Origin of the sequence: Geodermatophilus sabuli, from assembly GCF_010686765.1 — a bacterium.
Classification (GTDB): Bacteria; Actinomycetota; Actinomycetes; order Mycobacteriales; family Geodermatophilaceae; genus Geodermatophilus; species Geodermatophilus sabuli_A.
In genome coordinates this window covers 329,291-347,905 of sequence record NZ_JAAGWF010000010.1, presented here as the reverse complement: position 1 = coordinate 347,905, position 18,615 = coordinate 329,291, and the positions used below count along the sequence as shown (strand labels likewise).

At 77.1% G+C, this 18,615-nt stretch carries 17 protein-coding genes; 11 read left to right on the top strand and 6 right to left on the bottom strand.

Annotated elements, in window-relative coordinates; all coding sequences use genetic code 11:
• From GCU56_RS12105 to GCU56_RS12090, 4 genes are all read left to right on the top strand, one after another.
• On the top strand, nucleotides 1-1,355 hold a 1,355-nt coding region (locus GCU56_RS12105), incomplete at its 5' end, for an HNH endonuclease signature motif containing protein (RefSeq protein WP_163481954.1).
• Between the two features lie 169 nt (nucleotides 1,356-1,524).
• The gene (locus GCU56_RS12100) at nucleotides 1,525-2,004 is read left to right on the top strand and encodes a VOC family protein (protein ID WP_163481953.1); all 480 of its coding nucleotides are present in this window, start codon (nucleotides 1,525-1,527) and stop codon (nucleotides 2,002-2,004) included.
• 80 nt (nucleotides 2,005-2,084) lie between these two features.
• Entirely contained in the window at nucleotides 2,085-2,840 is a 756-nt protein-coding gene (locus GCU56_RS12095; RefSeq protein WP_163481952.1) for a methyltransferase domain-containing protein, read from the top strand.
• The gene (locus tag GCU56_RS12090) at nucleotides 2,837-4,024 is read left to right on the top strand and encodes an alkaline phosphatase family protein (protein ID WP_163481951.1); all 1,188 of its coding nucleotides are present in this window, start codon (nucleotides 2,837-2,839) and stop codon (nucleotides 4,022-4,024) included. The genes GCU56_RS12095 and GCU56_RS12090 overlap by 4 nt, the downstream gene beginning before the upstream one ends.
• Here GCU56_RS12090 and GCU56_RS12085 read toward each other — a convergent pair.
• From GCU56_RS12085 to GCU56_RS12075, 3 genes are all read right to left on the bottom strand, one after another.
• Nucleotides 4,021-4,953, bottom strand: a complete 933-nt coding sequence (locus GCU56_RS12085) for a sucrase ferredoxin (RefSeq protein WP_345771798.1) — start codon at nucleotides 4,951-4,953, stop codon at nucleotides 4,021-4,023. The two genes, GCU56_RS12090 and GCU56_RS12085, sit on opposite strands and share 4 nt — an antisense overlap.
• 19 nt (nucleotides 4,954-4,972) lie before the next feature.
• Nucleotides 4,973-6,016, bottom strand: a complete 1,044-nt coding sequence (locus tag GCU56_RS12080) for a cupin domain-containing protein (RefSeq protein WP_345771797.1) — start codon at nucleotides 6,014-6,016, stop codon at nucleotides 4,973-4,975.
• Between the two features lie 308 nt (nucleotides 6,017-6,324).
• Nucleotides 6,325-6,600, bottom strand: a complete 276-nt coding sequence (locus tag GCU56_RS12075; RefSeq protein WP_163481949.1) for a BatC protein — start codon at nucleotides 6,598-6,600, stop codon at nucleotides 6,325-6,327.
• A gap of 216 nt (nucleotides 6,601-6,816) precedes the next feature.
• Here GCU56_RS12075 and dinB point away from each other — a divergent pair, with 216 nt between their 5' ends.
• The 3 genes from dinB to GCU56_RS12060 all read left to right on the top strand — a co-directional run bounded on the left by dinB (nucleotide 6,817) and on the right by GCU56_RS12060 (nucleotide 9,057).
• Complete coding sequence (gene dinB, locus GCU56_RS12070) at nucleotides 6,817-8,034, top strand: DNA polymerase IV (protein ID WP_163481948.1); 1,218 nt, start codon at nucleotides 6,817-6,819, stop codon at nucleotides 8,032-8,034.
• Between the two features lie 170 nt (nucleotides 8,035-8,204).
• Complete coding sequence (locus GCU56_RS12065) at nucleotides 8,205-8,621, top strand: DUF3040 domain-containing protein (protein ID WP_204331898.1); 417 nt, start codon at nucleotides 8,205-8,207, stop codon at nucleotides 8,619-8,621.
• 82 nt (nucleotides 8,622-8,703) lie between these two features.
• Nucleotides 8,704-9,057 carry a DUF2750 domain-containing protein gene (locus GCU56_RS12060; RefSeq protein WP_163481947.1) on the top strand — a complete coding sequence of 118 codons (354 nt, stop codon included), beginning with the start codon at nucleotides 8,704-8,706 and terminating at the stop codon, nucleotides 9,055-9,057.
• Between the two features lie 12 nt (nucleotides 9,058-9,069).
• On the opposite strand, the gene GCU56_RS12055 is transcribed toward GCU56_RS12060, so the two are convergent.
• The 3 genes from GCU56_RS12055 to GCU56_RS12045 are packed head-to-tail and all read right to left on the bottom strand — an operon-like array spanning nucleotide 9,070 to nucleotide 13,809.
• A complete protein-coding gene (locus GCU56_RS12055) occupies nucleotides 9,070-11,463 on the bottom strand; it encodes a transglutaminaseTgpA domain-containing protein (RefSeq protein ID WP_163481946.1) in 2,394 nt (797 codons plus the stop codon).
• On the bottom strand, nucleotides 11,460-12,830 hold the full coding sequence (locus tag GCU56_RS12050) for a DUF58 domain-containing protein (protein ID WP_163481945.1): 1,371 nt from the start codon (nucleotides 12,828-12,830) through the stop codon (nucleotides 11,460-11,462). Before GCU56_RS12050 ends, GCU56_RS12055 begins: the two co-directional genes overlap by 4 nt.
• A gap of 1 nt (nucleotide 12,831) precedes the next feature.
• On the bottom strand, nucleotides 12,832-13,809 hold the full coding sequence (locus GCU56_RS12045) for an AAA family ATPase (RefSeq protein ID WP_163481944.1): 978 nt from the start codon (nucleotides 13,807-13,809) through the stop codon (nucleotides 12,832-12,834).
• A gap of 416 nt (nucleotides 13,810-14,225) precedes the next feature.
• Between GCU56_RS12045 and mraZ the strand changes: the two genes are divergently transcribed.
• The 4 genes from mraZ to GCU56_RS12025 all read left to right on the top strand — a co-directional run bounded on the left by mraZ (nucleotide 14,226) and on the right by GCU56_RS12025 (nucleotide 18,576).
• Nucleotides 14,226-14,660, top strand: coding sequence for a division/cell wall cluster transcriptional repressor MraZ (mraZ, locus tag GCU56_RS12040; RefSeq protein WP_163481943.1), 435 nt, complete (start codon nucleotides 14,226-14,228; stop codon nucleotides 14,658-14,660).
• A 445-nt stretch (nucleotides 14,661-15,105) separates the two neighbouring features.
• Nucleotides 15,106-16,083 (top strand): 16S rRNA (cytosine(1402)-N(4))-methyltransferase RsmH, encoded by a 978-nt coding sequence (rsmH, locus tag GCU56_RS12035; RefSeq protein ID WP_163481942.1) that lies wholly within the window; start codon nucleotides 15,106-15,108, stop codon nucleotides 16,081-16,083.
• Entirely contained in the window at nucleotides 16,080-16,757 is a 678-nt protein-coding gene (locus GCU56_RS12030) for a hypothetical protein (RefSeq protein WP_163481941.1), read from the top strand. Before rsmH ends, GCU56_RS12030 begins: the two co-directional genes overlap by 4 nt.
• A 1-nt stretch (nucleotide 16,758) precedes the next feature.
• Entirely contained in the window at nucleotides 16,759-18,576 is a 1,818-nt protein-coding gene (locus GCU56_RS12025) for a penicillin-binding transpeptidase domain-containing protein (RefSeq protein WP_163481940.1), read from the top strand.
• The last annotated feature ends 39 nt before the right edge of the window (nucleotides 18,577-18,615 follow it).

Below are 18,615 nucleotides of genomic sequence, written 5' to 3'. Positions count from 1 at the left end.
TGACGCTGGTCGGGAAGCTGCCCGGCACGTGGGCGGCGCTGGCCGACGGTCGGCTGGACTGGCCGCGGGCGCGGGCGGTCGCGCACGAGCTCGGGTGGAAGGCGCGGTCCACCGATCCGCTGGTGCTCGCGGAGGTGGAGGCCGCGGTGCTGCCGACGGCGATGGAGCTGTCGATCCGGCAGCTGACCGCGGCGGTGCGGCGGGAGCTGACCGCCCGGGATGCCGCGGCGGCGGAGGTGCGCCGGCGGGATGCGGAGGCGGCCGCGGACGTGACCGTCCGCCCGGCCGGGGACGGGATGGCCGAGCTGGTGGCGCGGATGCCGCAGCCGCTCGCCGCCGCGGTGCGGGACACCCTCACCGCTCATGCGCGGGCGGTGAAGGCCGCCGGTGACGACCGCCCCCTGGGGGTGCTGCGGGTGGGTGCACTGGCCGACCTGACCCTGCGGCCGTGGGATGAGGACCGCGACCCGGTGTCCGCGCAGCTGACCGTCACCGCGCCTTTGGACGCGCTCCGCCCTACGGGAACCGGCGCCGGTGGCGCGGTGCTGTCCACGCCTGACCGGCCCGACGCCGCTGTCCCTGGTGCGGTGCTGGTGCGGCCGGGGCCGGTGCCCGCACCGACGGCGGTGGTGGGTGGCGAGCCGATCACCGCCGCCCACGTCCGGGAGCTGCTGATCCAGTTGGATGCGGTCTGTCCCGGCGGGCTGCAGGCTCCGACCGGGGGCAGTCTGACGGTGGCGATCACCGACCCGGACGGGACCCTGCGGGCGACCGCGTCCCGGCGGGAGCTGGAGAGCATCGCCCGCCGCGGTTGCCCCACTCACGACCAGCCCCCCGGCCGGAGACGCCGCCGCCGACGGCGACCCGAGACAGCGCAGGCGGCGTCCGACGACCACCCGACACCAGACACCTGCGGCTGCCCGGTGCTGGACCGGCCACCGCCGATCGACCGCTACCAACCCACCCCCGCGCAGCGGCGGTGGGTGCAGACCCGGGACCGGACCTGCCGGCATCCCGGCTGCTCCAACCGGGCCGGCTGGGCCGACCTCGACCACGTCGAGTCCTACGCCTGTGGTGGGCCGACGGCGTGCGAGAACCTGTGCTGCCTGTGCCGCCGGCACCACCGGCTCAAGACCCACGCCCGCGGCTGGCGCTATGTCATGACTCCCGATGGGGTGCTGACCGTGACTACCCCCAGCGGTGTCACCCGCACCACCCGACCACCCGGCCACACCCCACCCCACCGCCGCGCATCCCGGCTGCCGGTCAGCGGCGCCCGGGTCCTCGCCGCGCCACCGGGACCGCCACCACCAGCACCCGACCCGGTCGAGGCCGACGACCCACCACCGTTCTGAGATCCCCGGGTCGCCGGGCTCGGTGGGGCGCTCGTCCGAGGGGACGGGTCGGTGGACGATCTGCGCTCCCGGCCGACCGGAGCATCCCTGCGCGGAGCGGCGATGAGTTCCGAGCGCCGGCGGTGTCTCCCCTGCAACCGGCACCTGCCGGAGGAGAGAGGACGAAGCGATGCCCGCGACCATTCCCTGCCTGTGGTTCGACGGTCAGGCCGAGGAAGCCGCCCACCACTACACCTCGATCTTCCCCAACTCGTCGATCGGCGACATCGCCCGGTACGGCCCCGGCATGCCCATGCCGGAGGGGACGGCCCTGACCGTCGAGTTCACGCTCGACGGCCAGTCCTACACGGCGCTCAACGGCGGGCCGCAGTTCACCTTCTCCGAGGCCATCTCCTTCCAGATCATGTGCGCCGACCAGGAGGAGGCCGACCACTACTGGAACCGGCTGACCGACGGCGGCGAGGAGGGCCAGTGCGGCTGGCTGAAGGACAAGTTCGGGGTCTCCTGGCAGGTGGTCCCGACCGAACTCCTGGCCCTCCTGAGCGACCCCGATCCCGGCCGGGCACAGCGGGCCACCGAGGCCATGATGCAGATGCGCCGGATCGACGTCGCCGAGATCAGGCGGGCCGCCGACAGTGTGCCCGCCTGAACCCGGCCGGCAGCGCACGCCGCCCGGTCACCGGGCGCGTGACCCGGTGCCCCGTCGGAGCCGCCACTAGGCTCCGACGGGTGCCGCCGTCTGCTTCCACCTCCTCCACCGCGGACCAGGTCCCCGCCCGCGCGGCCGCCGTCTGGGCCGCCCTCGACCCGGTCGTCGGGGCGGGCACGTCCCTGCGTGTCCTGGACGTCGGCGGGGGGAGCGGCAACTTCGCCGTCCCGCTGGCCCGGCTCGGCCACGACGTCACCGTCGTGGACCCCAGCGCGGACGCCCTCGCCACCCTCGCCCGGCGGGCCCAGACCGCGGGGGTCGGCGAGCGGGTCCGCGGGGTGCAGGGGGACGGCGACCTCCTGCACGAGGTGGTCCCGGCCGTCGACGGCGACCAGGGCAGCTACGACCTGGCCCTGTGCCACTCGGTGCTGGAGGTCGTCGACGACCCCGCGACCACCCTCCGCGAGATCGCCCGTGCCCTGCGCCCCGGCGGCTCGGCCAGCATCGCCACCGCCAACCGGGCCGGTGCCGTGCTCGCCCGCGCCGTCTCCGGTCATCCCGTGGAGGCCCTCGCCCTCCTCGAGGACCGTGACCCGGCACCCGGCCGCGCCCGCCCGGCCCGTCGGCGCTTCACCCCCGACGACCTGCTCGCCCTGGTCGACGGCGCGGGCCTGGAGGCGGGCACCTGGCGCGGCGTCTCGGTCGTCGCCGACCTCCTCGACGCCTCCTCCGGCGCCGGCGCCGACGCGGTCCGCCGCCTGGAGCTGGCCCTCGCCGGGAGCTCGCCCTACCGGGACGTCGCTGCGGGACTGCACGTCCTGGCCACCCGTCGGTGACCCTGCCGTCCGACCTCGGCCGCCCCGCCTACGGAACGGCCACCCTCGCCGACGTCCTGCCCGGAGCGGCCACCGCCCTGGGCGTCCCGGTGGAGCGCGGCGACCTGCCCGCCGACCCGCTGGACCTCGTGGCGGCGCTGGGCGGTGCCCGCCGGGTCGCCGTCCTCCTCGTCGACGGGCTCGGCGCCGACCTGGTCCGTGCCCACGCCGACCTCGCGCCCACCCTGGCCGCGCTCGCCGCCCCCGTCGGTGACCTCTCCGCCCCCTGCCCGAGCACCACGCCGGTCAGCCTCACCACCCTCGGCACGGGCCTGCCGCCGGGCAGCCACGGCGTCCTCGGCTTCGTCACCATCCAGCCGGGGGAGCGGGATCCGGGCGGTGAGGACCGCACGCTCAACCACGTCCAGTGGGCCGACGACCCGGACCCCCGTGTGTGGCAGCCGCGCCGCAGCGTCTTCGAGCAGGCCGCCGCCTCGGGCGTCGAGGTGACCGCCGTCGCCCCGTACGCCTTCGCCGGCAGCGGGCTCACGGACGCCGCCTACCGTGGCGCCCGGTACGCCGGCACGGTGGGCCCCGGCGACCTCGCCGCCGTCCTGCTGCAGGCCCTGGCCGCCGGCCCGCGCACCCTCGTCTACGGCTACACCGCCGAGCTCGACCTCACCGGGCACGTCCGCGGCGTCGACTCCGCCAGCTGGCGGGCCCAGCTGGCGCTCGTCGACCGGCTGGTGGAGACCGTGGTCGCCGGCCTGCCCGAGGACGCCGCCCTCCTGGTCACCGCCGACCACGGGATGCTCGACGTCCCGGCCGAGACCCGCCTCGACCTCGACGCCGAGCCCGACCTCGCCGACGGCGTGCGCCTGCTGGCGGGCGAACCGCGGGCCCGGTACCTGCACGCCGTCCCCGGCGCCGAGGCAGACCTGCTCGACCGCTGGCGGACCGTCCTCGGGGACCGGGCCTGGGTGGCCGGCCGGGACGAGGCGATCGCCAGCGGCGTCTTCGGGCCGGTGGACGACGCGCTGGCCGCCCGGATCGGGGACGTCGTGGCGCTGGCCCGTGGCACGTGGGCGCTGACGGCGACCGAGCGGGAGCCCGGCCCCAGCCGGCTGATCGGCTACCACGGCTCGCTGACGGCCACCGAGCTGGCCATCCCGCTGCTCACCGCCCGGGGGCGGGCGCTCGGCTAGGTGAGCCGCACGTGCCAGGTCCGGGCGTGCGCGTCATGGAGCGCGCGGCAGGTCAGCCGGTACGCCGCCTCCGACGGCCGGCTCTCCACCTCGGCCAGGACGTCCCCGTCCGGCCCGGCGAGGGTGACCGTCCACCGCTCGACCGCCTCGCCCGCGGGAGTCAGCCGGCGCACCGCCCGTGACGGCAGGTCGTCGACCCCGTCCAGCCCGAGCGCGCCCCGGGCGGCGTGCTGGGCCGCCTGCACCGGCGGCGGGCAGCCCGCCCGTCCGCGCAGCCACGGCAGCGCGACCCGCCCGGCGGTGTGGGCGGCCACGAGCTCGGCGCCGTCGCCGGGGACCTGCCCGTAGTAGAAGCCGTACGGCAGCACCAGCACGTTGGCGGCGAACCGGTCACCGCCCAGATGGCTGCACTCCCAGACGTCGTCGGACGGCATCGCGCGGGCCAGCGGCCGGCCGCGCAGCGCACAGCACGCGTCGTGCCCTCCGTGGGCGCACACCAGGTAGGTCGGCCCACCGGCGGGCTCGCCCGCCGTGCCGTCCCACGGGGCGTCGACCAGCTCGGCGTCGGACTCGCGCACCGACCACCACAGCCCTTCCCGCCCGGGCCGGCCGTCGACGTAGGCCCACCGCCGCCGGGAGTCGGCCAGCCGGTCGCCGGGCCGGCGCACCAGCAGCACCCGCACCTCCTCGGCCCGGGCCCGGTGGGCGAGCGCGGTGGCGACGTCGGGGTCGAACCGGGACTGCCGCAGCGCGTCCACGCCCCACGGTCCCGGCTGCTCGATCAGCAGCCAGCGCTGAGCCGGGGAGGCGGTGGCCACGCCGGAGTCACCGCGCGCGAGGGCGCGCACGGAGCAGCGGTCCTCGTCGATCCGGCCGGCCGGCCGGCCCGCCGTCTGCACGGGAGGGCAGTAGTCGTCCGGTCCGGTCACGCCGCGGGGTCCGGCCGGCTCACGGTCCGGATCCGGGCACGCGGTCACGCCGCCCATCGTGCCCCGCGCCGGCAGCGGGAACGCCGGCACCGGGAACGCCGGCGCCGGGGACGACGGCGCCGGGGACGACGGCGATCGCCTCGGTCACCAGCCGGCGGGCGAGGGTGGACTGGTCGGCCGCGTCGAGGCCGGGCAGGTCGGCCACCTTCAGTTCGCCGGCAGCCAGCAGGGCGGCGAGCGCGGGGCGGGTCTGCTCCGGCAGCTCGAGCTCGCGGCGGCCGGCGACCAGGGTGACCCGGCCCTCGACGGGCGCTCGCAGCTGGCAGCGCAGCCGCGGGCGGACCCGCAGCACGGTGTCGGGGGAGAGGGCCGCGGCGGCGGTGGCCTGGGCGAGGGGCGCCACCGGCTCGGGCCGCACCTGGGCCCACGTGCGCGCGCGCACCCGCTCGGCGACCTCGGCGGGGTCCACCCGGTCCAGCCAGCTCTTCAGTCCGGCGACCACGGTGGCGACGTCGTCGGCGACGGTGGCCGGGTCAGCGAGGTCCAGGCCCAGGGGCAGCGACCGGCGCAGCTCGGGGTCCTCGGCCGCGAGCACCCGCACCAGGTCCAGGGCCGACTCCACCGCCGACCAGCGGGTGACCGGGTGCACGCCGATGGTGAGGTGCGCGCTGATCTCGCCGAGTGCGGTCGCCGAGTGCAGGTGTCCGCGGGGCAGGTAGAGGGCGTCGCCGGGACGCAGCACCGCGTCGATGACCGGCTCGCCCTGCGCGGCCGCGGCCACGGCGTCGGCCCGGTCCGCCCACGGCTGGGTGCGCAGCGGGTCGGCCAGGACCGGCTCGTGGATCCGCCAGTGCTTCTCCCCGGCCACCTGCAGCACGAAGACGTCGTGCACGTCGTAGTGGGGTGAGAACCCGCGCGAGGACGGCGGGGTGACGTAGGCGTTGACCTGCGTCGGGTGGCCGAGGTCGGCGGCGAGCTGGTCGGCGAACTCGATCAGCGGCGGCCACAGCCGGTGCAGACCCTGCAGGACGACGGTGCTCCCGTCCGCGAACAGCCGCAGCACCGCGTCGGAGGAGACCTGGTCACCGATCTCGGCGCCGGCGCCCCCGGACGTCGTGAACCGCTTCGGCTCGACGACGGCGCCGTCCTTGGCGATGCGGAGGAACGGGGTCCGCAGCCCGCGCCGGGACAGCAGTTCGTCGACCGCTGCCAGGTCGAGCAGGTCGGCGAAGGAGCGCCCGCTCTCCTTGGCCCTGGTCAGCAGCGGCCGGCGGGACCAGTACCGCTCGGCGAAGACCTCGGGGTCCAGAGCGGTGCACCGACGCAGGGCCGGCCGGGAGTCCGGCCGGCCCTGCGTGGTGGGGTCCTCGGTCAGGCCTGACCGTCCGCGCCGCCGTCGGCGCCACTGTCCGCGCCGCCATCGGCACCGCCGTCACCGGCGCCACCATCGGCTCCACCATCGGCTCCGCCGTCCGCTCCGCCGTCCGCGCCGCCGTCGGCACCGCCGTCGGCACCGCCGTCCGAGCCACCTCCGGCGCCGCCGTCCGCGGGACCGTGGGCGCCGCCGTCCGCACCGCTGTCGGCTCCGCCGTCCGCGCCGCCGTCGCCCGCGCCGGGGGTGGTCATGTCATCGTCGTCGAGCGCCATGGGTCTCCGATCACATCGGTCGTGGGCCGCCGGGTGGTGGCCCACCATCAGCTGCTGTACCTCGCCCATCCTGCTCCCACACCCCGGCTCCGACCAGCGGCAACGGGCGTCGTGCAACAGCTCGGCAACGACGCGGCGCCGAGGTGCCCGGACGGCGCCGGCGGGGTTACCGTCCTCCCGTTCCGTCGAACACGTGTTCGAGGACGGGAAGGGGTCATGGGGTCCACGCCGGGGTCGTCGTCCACCCGTGCGGCCGGGTGCACCGTGCTGCACGTCGACATGGACGCGTTCTTCGCCAGCGTCGAGGTGCGCCGCCGCCCCGAGCTGGCGGGCACCCCGGTCATCGTCGGGGGAGCGGGCAACCGCGGGGTGGTCACCTCGGCCACCTACGAGGCCCGCCGCTACGGCGTGCACGCCGCGATGCCGACCGCGCGGGCCCTGCGGCTGTGCCCGACGGCGACGGTGCTGCCAGGGGACATGGCCCTCTACACCGAGGTGTCCCGCTCGGTCATGGCGCTGTTCCGCTCGATCACCCCGCTGGTGGAGCCGCTGAGCACGGACGAGGCCTTCCTCGACGTCTCCGGTTCCGGGCGCCGGCTGGGTGACGCCGCGGAGATCGGGGAGTACATCCGCGCCCGGGTCTACGACGAGCAGGGCATCACCTGCTCGGTGGGCGTGGCCGGCACCAAGTTCGTGGCCAAGCTGGCCTCCACCCACGCCAAGCCCGACGGGCTGCTCGTCGTCCGCCCGCCGGAGGTCATGGGCTTCCTCCACCCGCTCCCCGTCGGGGCGCTGTGGGGGGTGGGCGCCAAGACCGAGGAGGTGCTGCTCCGGCTGGGCCTGCGCACCGTCGGCGACCTCGCCCACGTGCCGGTCCGCACGCTGCAGCGGGCGGTCGGCCACGCGGCCGGCACCTCCCTGCACGAGCTGGCGTGGGGGCGCGACCCGCGGCGGGTGGTGCCCGACGAGCCGGAGAAGTCCGCCGGGCACGAGGAGACCTTCGGTACCGACGTCGACGACCCCGTGGTCATCCACCGGGAGCTGCTGCGGCTGGCCGAGCGGACGGCGGGCCGGCTGCGCTCGGGTGGCTGGCTGGCCCGGACGGTGAGCATCAAGGTCCGGTTCGCCGACTTCGCCACCATCACCCGCAGCCGCACCCTCGACGTCCCCACCGATGTGGGGCAGGACCTCTACGACACCGCCCGCGCGCTCTTCGACGCCCTGGGGCTGGACCGGGCCCGCATCCGGCTGGTGGGGGTGCGCGCCGAGCGGCTGGTGGAGGCCGGCTCCGCGCCCCGGCAGCTGGAGCTGGGCGCCCGGGAGCACGGCCGCCGGGAGGCCGAGCTGGCCGCCGACCGGGCCGCCCGCCGCTTCGGTGCCGGCGCGGTGCGCCCGGCGACGCTGCTGGCCCGGGACGGGCAGCGGATCCGGTGAGCGCGGAACCCCGGACGGTCCTCGTTCGTCGAAGTCCCGAGGCTCCGACCCCACCCGCGAGAGTGATCACGGTGGGTCGGGACCGACTCGCCTTTCGCGCCCCGCAAAGGGCTCGTATCCTCGGTGTCACCGTCGGCGGACTCCGCCGACGGGTTCTGGCTGAGGCCCACATGGAGGTCGACGTGCCGCTCTCCGAGCACGAACAGCGACTGCTGGAGCAGATCGAGCGCGCCCTCGTCGATGACGATCCCAAGTTCGCCTCCTCGGTCCGCACCGGCGATCGCCGCATCAAGGCCCGCCGCAAGCTGCAGCTCGGCGCGCTCCTGGTCCTCGTCGGCATGGCCGTCCTCGTCGGCGGCGCCGTCGCGCCGTCGGTGCCCCTCGGCGTCCTCGGGTTCCTGGTCGCCTTCGGTGGGCTCGCCCTCGCCGTCCTGAACTACCGATCGGCCACCGGCGCGGTCGAGACCGGCGGCACCGCCGGTCCCGCCGGCGCGGCACCCGGCCGGCCGAGCCGCGGTGGCAAGCCCCGCCGCCAGCCGCTGAAGAACCGGCTGGAGGAGCGGTTTCGCCGCCGTTACGACCAGTAGCAGCCCGCGACTCTCCCGGCAGCCGCCGTCCTCCCCGGACGGCGGCTGCCGTGCGTCCGGGCCCGGACCCGAGGAGGACCCCGTGCAGGACGACGACGCCGGTCGCGTGTGGCAGGTCATGGCCGCCCACGGCGGGTTGTGGGGATGGGGCGACGACGACGGGCTCGTCCCCTGGACCGGGGACGACGGGCACGACCTCGTCCCGCTGTGGACCGGTGCCGAGCAGGCCCAGACCGAGGCCGGGGACGGCGGTGACCCCGGTGAGGCGCCCGTGTTCCTCGACCTCGAGGACCTGCTGGCCGCCGTCCCCGACTGGCTGGCCGCGGGTGTGACCGCGGCCGGTCTGCAGTCCGTCGGCGGCCGGTTCCAGCAGACGGTGCCGCTGGCCGAGCTGACCGAGCGGATCCTCTCCGTGCAGGTGACCGGCCGGCCCTGAGCCGGCCGGGGTTCAGCCCGCGGCGCGCGGCCGCCGACCCCGTGGCGGCCGCCACGACCGGGTCACGGCGGTCCGTACGGTCGCGAGCAGCGACGGCGGCCAGAGCAGCGCGCGCAGCCGGGTGCCCCGGGGCGCCCCCGCGAGCAGGCCCCGGCGCGCGGTGGCCAGCGCCGCCCGCAGTTCCGGACCCGCCGGCGGGGCGCTGCCCGGGCGGGCGTAGCTGGCCGTCTCCTCCGCGCGGGCCAGCCGCCGGACGGCGTCGGCCGGCGCCCCGGTGGGCTGCTGACTCCCGGACCGGTGCGCGCCGCCGCGCCCCGCGCCGACCGCCTCGGCCAGCTGGTCGGCCACCTGCCGCGGGGTCTGCGCCGGATCACCCCGCAGCCCCAGGTCCAGCGCGGTCGCCGACAGCTCGTCCCACAGCGCCGCGGCCCCGCCGTCGGCCAGCCTGCGCCGGCGCTGCAGGGCCCGCAGGCCGGCAGGGACGGCGCCGAGCGCGGCGACGCCGAGGACCACCGCGGCGCCCAGCAGCAGCGGCCGCACCCAACCCGCCGTCTGCTGGGCAGCGGGCAGCACCGGGCCGCCCTGGGTGCCGGGGTCGAGCTGCGGGGCCGGGACGACCGGCGCCGGCAGCGGGGCGACGGGGGCGTCGGTGCGGGCGTCGGCCTCCTGGTCCTGCACCCGCGGGGACCACGGCAGGTCCACGGCGCGGTCGGCGTCGATCGGCGTCGGGTCGAACGGCACCCAGCCGATGTCGTCGAAGTACGCCTCGACCCAGGCGTGCGCGTCGTCGCTGGTGACCAGCCGCGTGCCGTCGGGCTGCACCGTGCCGGGCGTGTAGCCGAGCACCACCCGCGCGGGCACGCCCGCCGCCCGGACCAGCACCGCCATCGCCCCGGCGTACTGCTCGCAGTAGCCCTGCCGCAGCCGCAGGAAGTCGGCGAGGTCGTCGCCGGTGGTCCCCGGCCTGGTCGACAGCGAGTACTGGAAGTCGTTCGCCGGGTCGGTGAAGTGGCCGTAGATGGCCCGGACCCGGTCGTAGGGGCCCGCCCGGCCGGCGGTCAGCGAGGTGACCAGGTCGGTGACGCTGGGGTCCAGCGGGGGCAGCGCGGTGTACCGCTGGATCAGCGGGGCGTTGGGCGGCAGCTGCTGTGCCTCGGCCAACTGCTCGTCGGAGGGCCGCGGCTCCTCCGCCACCACCGACCAGGTGCGGCCCTCCGTGGTCGCGTCCCGGCCGAAGACCGTGGCCGTACCGGGGTCGAAGCGCCACCGGGCGGAGTCGGCGACGGACACCGACTGCGGGGAGTACAGCACCGGCAGGTAGCGGTCCTCGTGGCCCAGGGCGGTGATCAGCGCGTCGACCGGCCGCCCCGCCCGCCGCCCGGGCAGCGGGGCAAGCTCGCCGTCCTCGGCCACCGACGCCTCGCCGTCGAGGTTGCCGACCGACCAGCCCTCCTCTCCGTCGTAGACCTCCAGCGCCACGACCCGCAGGTAGCCGGGGTCCTCGACCGAGGCGTCGACCTGCAGCAGGTCGATGGGCTCGTCCAGCGTCAGCTGGCCCTGCAGGGCGGCGGCCGGGTCCAGCGCCGTCCCGGTCGACCCGCCGCCGGAGCCGATCCCGCCGGCGAACGTGCCCTCCGTCAGCGTCGGCACCAGCGCGCCGACCACCAGACCCAGGACGACGGCGACCGCGCCGGTGCGCAGCGCGGTCAGCGTGCCCGTGCCCAGCAGTGGTCGCCGTCCCTCCCGGGGGCGCCAGCCCAGCCGGCGGTGCTGGTCGGCCCACAGCAGCACCGCCAGGCCGGCCGCGGGCGCGGCCACCGGCAGAGCCCCGATGCCGCCGGTGACCGTGCTGACCGGGATGCAGAACAGGACGAGCAGCCCGAGACCGGCCAGCGCCGGCTGCCGGCCACCCACGGCCACGAGGTCCACCACGACGGCGACCAGGCCGACGAGCACGGTGGTCAACGCCATCAGGCCGGTCAGCGGCAGGGCGGGCGTGGACTGCTCCCGCAGCTCCACCATCCCGTCGGCCAGCACCGACGTGAGGTCGGTGAGGCTGGCGCCGGTGGGCAGCCAGCCGCCGACGGCCTGGCCCGGCGCCACGAGGGCGGTGAGCAGACAGGCGAGGACGGCGACCTGACCGAGCGGGACCAGCAGGCCGCCGAGGGCCATCCACACCGCGGGTACCGGCCGGTTCCCCGCGCGCGCCGACCACAGCGCCGTCGCGGCACCGCGCACGAGCAGGCCGGTCGCGGCGACCACGGCGACCGCGGCCAGCACCGGCGACAGCCACGACCGGTCGGTGAACACCGGCACGAGCGCGAAGCAGCCGAGGGTGGTGGCGACCGCTGCCGCCAGGGTGGTGCCGGCGTCCTGGACCAGGGTCCGGGCGGCGGAGTCGTTCACAGCGGCACCGCCCGCCGGTCGGGGCTCGCCACGCCGGGCCGGCCCAGCTGGGCCCACACCGCTCCCAGCGACTCCTCCGCGGTGGCGACGGCGACCCGCCACCCGCCGGCGCGGAGCAGGTCGGCGGCCACACCCTGCTGGCGGGTCAGCTCGTCGCGCGCCGCCCCCGAGACCGGCCGCCGGCCGCGCCGGACGCCGGCCTCGGCCCAGCTGCCGATGTCGGCCAGCACGGCCAGGTCGCTGGTCGGCCCGGAGCGGGCGCGCACCAGCTCGGCGGCCTCGTCCGGCCCGACCGCCCCGAGCAGGGCGATGACCGGGCCGTCTCCGGCGGCCCGGGCGACCAGGTCGATGCCCGGGCCGAGCCCGGAGAGCCGCGACGGCGTGACCGCCGCGAGCTGGTCCAGCAGCTCCCCCTGACCCAGCCCCCGGTGGTGCTCGGCCGGGGCGAGCTCGGCGGAGTCGGTCAGCACCCGCAGGGTGGCGCCGCGGCCGAGCAGCTCGGTGCCGATGCTGGCGGCGGCCTCCACCAGCCACTCGAGGCTGTCGGGCGGGGGAGCGTCGTCGCCGGCGGTGGCGGCCCGGACGTCGGCGGCGTGACCACGGGCCAGCAGGTGCGCGCGCGCCCGGGTGTCCAGCAGCAGGGTGGCCTGGGCCCGCCACGGCCGTTCCTCCAGCCGCACCATCAGCTCGCCGGTGCGCGCGGTGGCCCGCCAGTGCACCTTCCGCAGGTCGTCGCCGTGGCGGTAGGCGCGGGTGCTGACGTCGTCCTCGCCGTGCACGGCGATCGAGCGCCGGGCCCCGGAGCCGCCCCCGCCGTGCCCACCGGCCGGTCCGCCGGCTCCCAGCGGCACCACCCGCGGCACCACGACCAGCGGCGCGCTGTCGGCGCCGGCGACGCTGCGCAGCACCAGGCCGAAGGGGTCCACCAGCCGCAGCCGCAGCGGGCCGAGCCGGTAGCGGCCGCGCCGGGTGCCGTGCACCCGGTAGTGCATGGCCGCCGTCGCGCCGGGGGACAGCCGCTCGACGACGAACTCCGGGGGGTGCCCCAGCTCGGCCGGCACCGTCTCGGCGAGCAGCCACAGCCCCCCGGTGCCCCGGCCGGCGTTGGTGACCTCCAGCCGGACGTCGGCGTCCCCACCCCGCGCCACCCGGGCCGGGGTGACCGTGCGGCGGGAGGCCACCCGGAACCGGCGCCGGGCCACGGCGGCCGCCGACAGCAGCGGCAGGGCCAGCACGAAGACCGCGATCTGCACGAGGGGGCGCTCGCCCAGCAGCATGCCGAGCAGCAGCAGCGTCAGGCCCGCCGCGACCAGGCAGCGCCCGCGCAGGGTCAGGGTGGCCAGGGCCGACGAGACCGGTCCGCGCACGTCAGCGCCCGCGGGGCACCGGGACGGTCGCCAGCAGGTCGGTCACCACCTGCTCGGCGCCGCGGCGGGCCGCCGACGCGTCGGGGGTGAGCAGCAGGCGGTGGGACAGCACCGGCACGGCGACGGTCTGGACGTCGTCGGGCAGGACGTGGTCGCGGCCGGCCAGGGCCGCGGCCGCCCGGGCCGTGCGGAGCAGCTGCAGGCCCGCCCGGGGGGAGGCGCCCAACCGCAGGTCGGGGGAGCGGCGGGTGCCCTCGACCAGCGCCACCACGTAGCGGCGGACGGCCTCGGAGACGTGCAGGCCGCCGACCGCGGTGACCAGCGCCCGGATGCCCGCGGCGTCCGCGACCGGGGTCAGCGCCGCCAGCGGGTCGGAGGTGACCAGGTCGTCGAGCATGGCCAGCTCCGCCTCGCGGTCGGGGTAGCCCATGGAGACCCGCGCGGTGAAGCGGTCGCGCTGGGCCTCGGGGAGGGGATAGGTGCCCTCCATCTCGATCGGGTTCTGGGTCGCCATGACGAGGAAGGGCCGGGCCAGCTCGTAGCTGATGCCGTCCACGGTGACCTGCCGCTCCTCCATGCACTCCAGGAGCGCCGACTGGGTCTTCGGCGAGGCCCGGTTGATCTCGTCCGCGACGACGACGTTGGCGAACACCGCGCCCGGCTTGAACTCGAACTCGCGGCTCTCCTGGTCGTAGATCGCCACCCCGGTCACGTCACTGGGCAGCAGGTCCGGCGTGAACTGGATGCGGCGCACGGTCGCGTCGATCGACGCGGCCAGTGCCTTGGCCAGCGTCGTCTTGCCCACGCCCGGCACGTCCTCGACGAGCAGGTGGCCCTCGGCCAGCAGGACGACCAGCGCCAGGTGGACGACGTCGGGCTTGCCGTGGACGACGCGGGCCATGTTCGCCGCGATCCGGGCACCCTCGGCCGCGACGTCGACGGAGGAGGTCCCGTCGGTGGCGCGGGTCACCTCCGTCACGAGACCTCCTCGCCGGCGCTCGTCGACCGCGGGTCCGACGGTGCTGTGGCCGGGGGCGACCCCGCACGCTCGATCACCTCTCCACGTTACGTGCGCGGAACGCCTCCCGGGCGGTCCCGCAGAGCGGCACTCGTTGCAGAGCCCCACCTCCTCTCCCCGACGCGGTCCGGGGCGGCCGCTGCGGACCGTCGGAGCGGGCGGGAGTGGGGCGCAGCCCCCACCGCGCCCCACCCGGTGCGCCGGTGGGCCGACGGGGCCCTGACCTGCGCGGGGAGCAGTGGGGAAGACCGGTCACGACATGGTGTCGAGTGGTGTCGAGTGGGGCCGAGTGGGTTACTGTGTGGCGCGGTGGGGAGGCAGGGCCCGGTCCGGGGTCCCCGCAGAGCCATGGGAGGACCAGTGGGGGAGGTGATCCGGTGTTCGTCGGCAGCTATCCGCTGCGGCTCGACGAGAAGGGCCGGCTCGCTCTCCCCGTCCGCTTCCGCGAGCAGGTGGCCGACGGCATGGTGATCAAGAAGGGCCAGGAGCGCTGCATCTACGGCCTCACGATGGCCCGCGTCTCCGAGCAGAGCGCCGCGGCCGCCGCGATGGCCCCCTCCGACACCGCCGCGGCCCGCATGCGGGCCCGCATGAGCTTCGGGTCGATGGTCGAGATCGAGCCGGACAAGACCGGCCGCATCACGATCCCGGCGAGCCTGCGCGAGTACGCCGGCCTGGACCGCGACGTGGTCGTGGTCGGCGTCGACACCCGGTTCGAGATCTGGGACTCCGCCACGTGGGACGCCTACGTGGCCGAGCAGGAGGCCAGCTACGCCGACATGGAGAGCGAGGGGATGCCCACCCTCTCCTGAGCCCCGACGTCCCCCACCCCTCGACCCCCTCCGGGCCCACCCCGACCGAGCCGACTTCCCCGCGGCTCGACCGACCGGCCCGAGCCGCCTTCCCCGCGGCTCGGACCCCCGTGGCACGGAGGAGCTGCACCGCCCGAACGGGCGCGACGCCGCACCGGCCGACCAGCCGCGCGGCGCGGGCCCTCCCCGTCCCCGCGGGGCGCCACCTGACGCTCTTCCCCGACGCCAGGCGGGCCCCGCGGGGGGCGGGCCGGGACCCTGCGGGCCGGCCCGGCCCCACCGCGCCCCACCCACCCCACTGCGCCCCACCCCCGCCCGGACACCCCCGACCCCAGGGACGACGACCTCCTCACGCGCGACCCGCCGACGCTGCTCCCCCCGCCGACCACGCCCCCGCGTCACCATGCAGGGGCACCACCCCGATCCGTTCGAGGAGCAGTCGACGATGAGCAGCACCGAGCCGGCGCCGTCCGCGGTGCACGTGCCCGTCCTGCTCGACCGGGTCACCGAACTGCTCGCCCCGGCCTGCGCCGGCGACGGGGCCGTGCTCGTGGACGCGACCCTCGGCCTGGCCGGCCACGCCCTGGCGCTGCTGTCGGCCCATCCCGGGCTGCGGCTGATCGGCCTGGACCGCGACCCCGACGCGCGCGCCGAGGCCGCCCGGCGGATCGAGGCCGCCGGCAGCACCGCCCGCGCCACGCTCGTCCCCGCCGTCTTCGACGAGCTGCCGGCGGTGCTCGACCGGCTCGGCGTCGAGGAGGTGCAGGCGGTGCTGTTCGACCTCGGTGTCTCCTCGCTGCAGCTCGACCGCCCCGACCGGGGCTTCAGCTACGCCGCCGACGCGCCCCTGGACATGCGCATGGACCCCGCCGCCCCGCGGACGGCCGCCGACGTCGTGAACACCTACCCGCCGAAGGAGCTCGCCCGCGTGCTGCGGGTGTACGGCGAGGAACGCTTCGCCGCGCGCATCGCCTCGGCCATCGCCCGTGAGCGCGACCGCGAGCCGTTCACCCGCACCGGCCGGCTGGCCGAGCTGGTCCGCGACTCGATCCCCGCGGCCACCCGGCGCACCGGCGGTCATCCGGCCAAGCGGACGTTCCAGGCCCTGCGGATCGAGGTGAACGACGAGCTCGGGGTGCTGGAGCGGGCTCTGCCGGCCGCGCTCGACGCCCTGGCGGTGGGCGGGCGGATCGCCGTCATCACCTTCCACTCCCTCGAGGACCGGATCGTCAAGCACGTGCTCGCCGACGGCGCCACCGACCGCACGCCGCCCGGGTTCCCGGTGCCGCTGCCCGAGCACGCCCCGACGCTCCGGCTGCTCACCCGCGGCGGCGAGGCGCCGTCGGACGACGAGGTCGCCGCCAACCCGCGGGCCGCCTCGGCCCGCGTCCGGGCCGCCGAGCGCATCCGGCGGGCCGCGTGAGCGCCACCGCCCGGTCCGCGGGCGCGAACACCCGGTCGGCGGGCGCCCCGGCCGATGCCGGCGCGGGCCGCCCGGCGCCGGTGCGCCGCAGCGCCCCACGGGCCGTGCCGCCGCTGCGCGCGGCTGCCCCCCGCCGCCCGGTGCCCACCCCGCCGCCCCCGCCCGTGCCGGCCGCGTCCCTGCCGGTCGCCGCACCCGAGCGCCCGGCGCGCGCGCACAGCGGGCCGGTCCGCACCGGCTCGCTGCGCAGCCGCCCCGCCCGGGCGAGCGGGACCCCCTCCCGGTCCACGCCCGCCCCGGCGCCAGCCCGCGTCCGCCGGGGCGCGGTCGGCACCCGCCGCGCCCCGCTGGTGCTGCTGGTCGTCGGCCTCCTGGTCGCCACCACGCTGGGGTTGCTGTTCCTCAACACCGCCATCGCGGTGAACTCGCTGAAGGCGACCCAGCTGGAGACGGCCAACGCCGACCGGGCCCAGGAGGTCCAGCGCCTGGAGCAGCAGGTCATCACCGGCGGCACGCCGGCGCGGCTCGCGGCGGAGGCGACCGAGGCGGGCCTGGTCCCGGCCGGCCCGGCGGCCTACCTGGTCATCGGCGAGGACGGCACGGTCACCCTCCGCGGTGAGCCCGCCCCGGCGGAGGCGCCCGCCCCCGTCCCCGAGCCCGGCAGCGGGGGCTGACGTGGCCACCGCCGTCCGCCCGCCGGCTCCCGGCCGCCGGACCCCGGAGCGATCGCCGGGCCGCGGCTCCGGGGCGTTCGCCCCACGCCGTCCGCCCGGCAGCCGACGCATCCGTACCGGCGGCCGGCCCACCGGCCGCCGCCTGACCGTCGGGTTCGTCCTCGTCGTCGTCCCGTTGCTGGTCATCATGGGCAAGCTGGTGCTGCTCCAGGGCGTGGACGGCGGCGCGTACGCGACCGCCGCGGCCCAGGACCGGCTGCGCAGCTACCCGATCGCCGCGCTGCGCGGGCAGGTGGTCGACCGGGACGGCAACCCGCTGGCCTACACCGTCGCGGCCTCCCGTGTCGTCGCCGACCCCACCGTGGTCGCCGACCCGGCCCGCACCGCGCTGGCGCTGACCACGCTGCTCGACGTCCCGGTGTCCGAGCTCACCGAGCGGCTCTCCCAGGACGGCCGCTACGTGGTCCTGGCCGGTCAGGTGCCGCCGGAGACCGTCGACGCGATCGACGAGCTCGGTCTCGGCGGCATCTCCTTCGAGGACGACCCGGTCCGGCTCTACCCGTCGGGCGTGGTCGGTGGTCAGGTCGTGGGCTTCGTCGGCCGGGAGGGCGCGGGGCTGGCCGGCATCGAGCAGACCTTCGACGAGGAGCTGGCCGGCACCCCGGGACAGCGGCGGGTCGAGGTGGGCAGCGGCGGCAACCCGATCCCGTCGGGCATCGACGAGTCGACGCCGGCCGTGGACGGCGACACCGTGGCCCTCACCCTCGACGGCGACCTGCAGTTCGTCATGGAGCAGCGGCTGGCGGAGGCGTGCCAGGACGGCGCGACCACCCGCGCCTCGGCCGTCGTCCTCGACGTGCACACCGGGGAGGTCGCGGCGATGGGCTCCTGCCCCGGCTACGACCCCGGCGACCACGGCTCCACCGATCCCGAGCTGCTGGGCAACCCCGTCGTGTCCGACGTCTTCGAGCCCGGCTCGGTGATGAAGGCGGTGACCCTCGCCGCGGCGCTGGAGGAGGGCGTGGCCGCCCCCGACACGGTGCTCTCGGTCAACGGCCACATCGAGGCCGGCGACGTGGTGGTGACCGACGCCCACGACCACGCGCCGGTGGACTGGACGGTGACCGGGATCCTCGCCAAGTCCAGCAACGTGGGCACGATCATGCTGGCCCGCGAGGTGGGTGACCAGAAGCTCGAGGAGTACCTGCGGGCCTTCGGCGTCGGCAGTGAGACCGGCATTGAGCTGCCCGGCGAGAGCGCCGGCATCCTGGAGGACTCCGCCGACTGGACAGCCAGCCGCGCGGCCAACGTGCCGATCGGCCAGGGCGTCTCGGTGACCACCCTGCAGATGGCGTCGGTCTACCAGGCGATCGCCAACGACGGGGTCCGCATCGAGCCCCGCCTGGTCGACTCCGTCGGCGGGGACGCGAGGCCGGACCCCGCGTCCACCCGGGTGGTCAGCGAGGCGACCGCCGAGGAGATGGCGTACATGCTCGAGGCGGTCGTCGGCCCCGGGGGCACGGCGCCGCTGGCCCAGATCGACGGGTTCCGGGTCGCCGGCAAGACCGGCACCGCCCAGCGGGCCAACCCCGACTGCAGCTGCTACGCCGGCGGCGGGTACGTGACGACCTTCGTGGGCTTCGCGCCGGCCGACGACCCGCAGTACGTCGTGGCCGTCGACCTGGAGCGGCCGACGAGCTCGGCGGAGGGCGGCCAGGTCGCCGCGCCGGTCTTCGCCGACATCATGCGCCGGGCCCTCACCGCCGACGGCATCGTCCCGTCGGGCACGCCGCGCCCGGAGTTCGTCCTCACCGGGTGAGGGACCACCCCCGCCGCGGGGGCCGAGGGCGCGCCGGGG

What these genes read in the sequence shown, in the direction of transcription:
- GCU56_RS12100 (WP_163481953.1), top strand. Translation starts at nt 1,525, where the DNA reads ATGCCCGCGACCATTCCCTGCCTGTGGTTCGACGGTCAGGCCGAGGAA.
- GCU56_RS12075 (WP_163481949.1), bottom strand. Translation starts at nt 6,600, where the DNA reads ATGGCGCTCGACGACGATGACATGACCACCCCCGGCGCGGGCGACGGC.
- dinB (WP_163481948.1), top strand. Translation starts at nt 6,817, where the DNA reads ATGGGGTCCACGCCGGGGTCGTCGTCCACCCGTGCGGCCGGGTGCACC.
- GCU56_RS12065 (WP_204331898.1), top strand. Translation starts at nt 8,205, where the DNA reads ATGGAGGTCGACGTGCCGCTCTCCGAGCACGAACAGCGACTGCTGGAG.
- rsmH (WP_163481942.1), top strand. Translation starts at nt 15,106, where the DNA reads ATGAGCAGCACCGAGCCGGCGCCGTCCGCGGTGCACGTGCCCGTCCTG.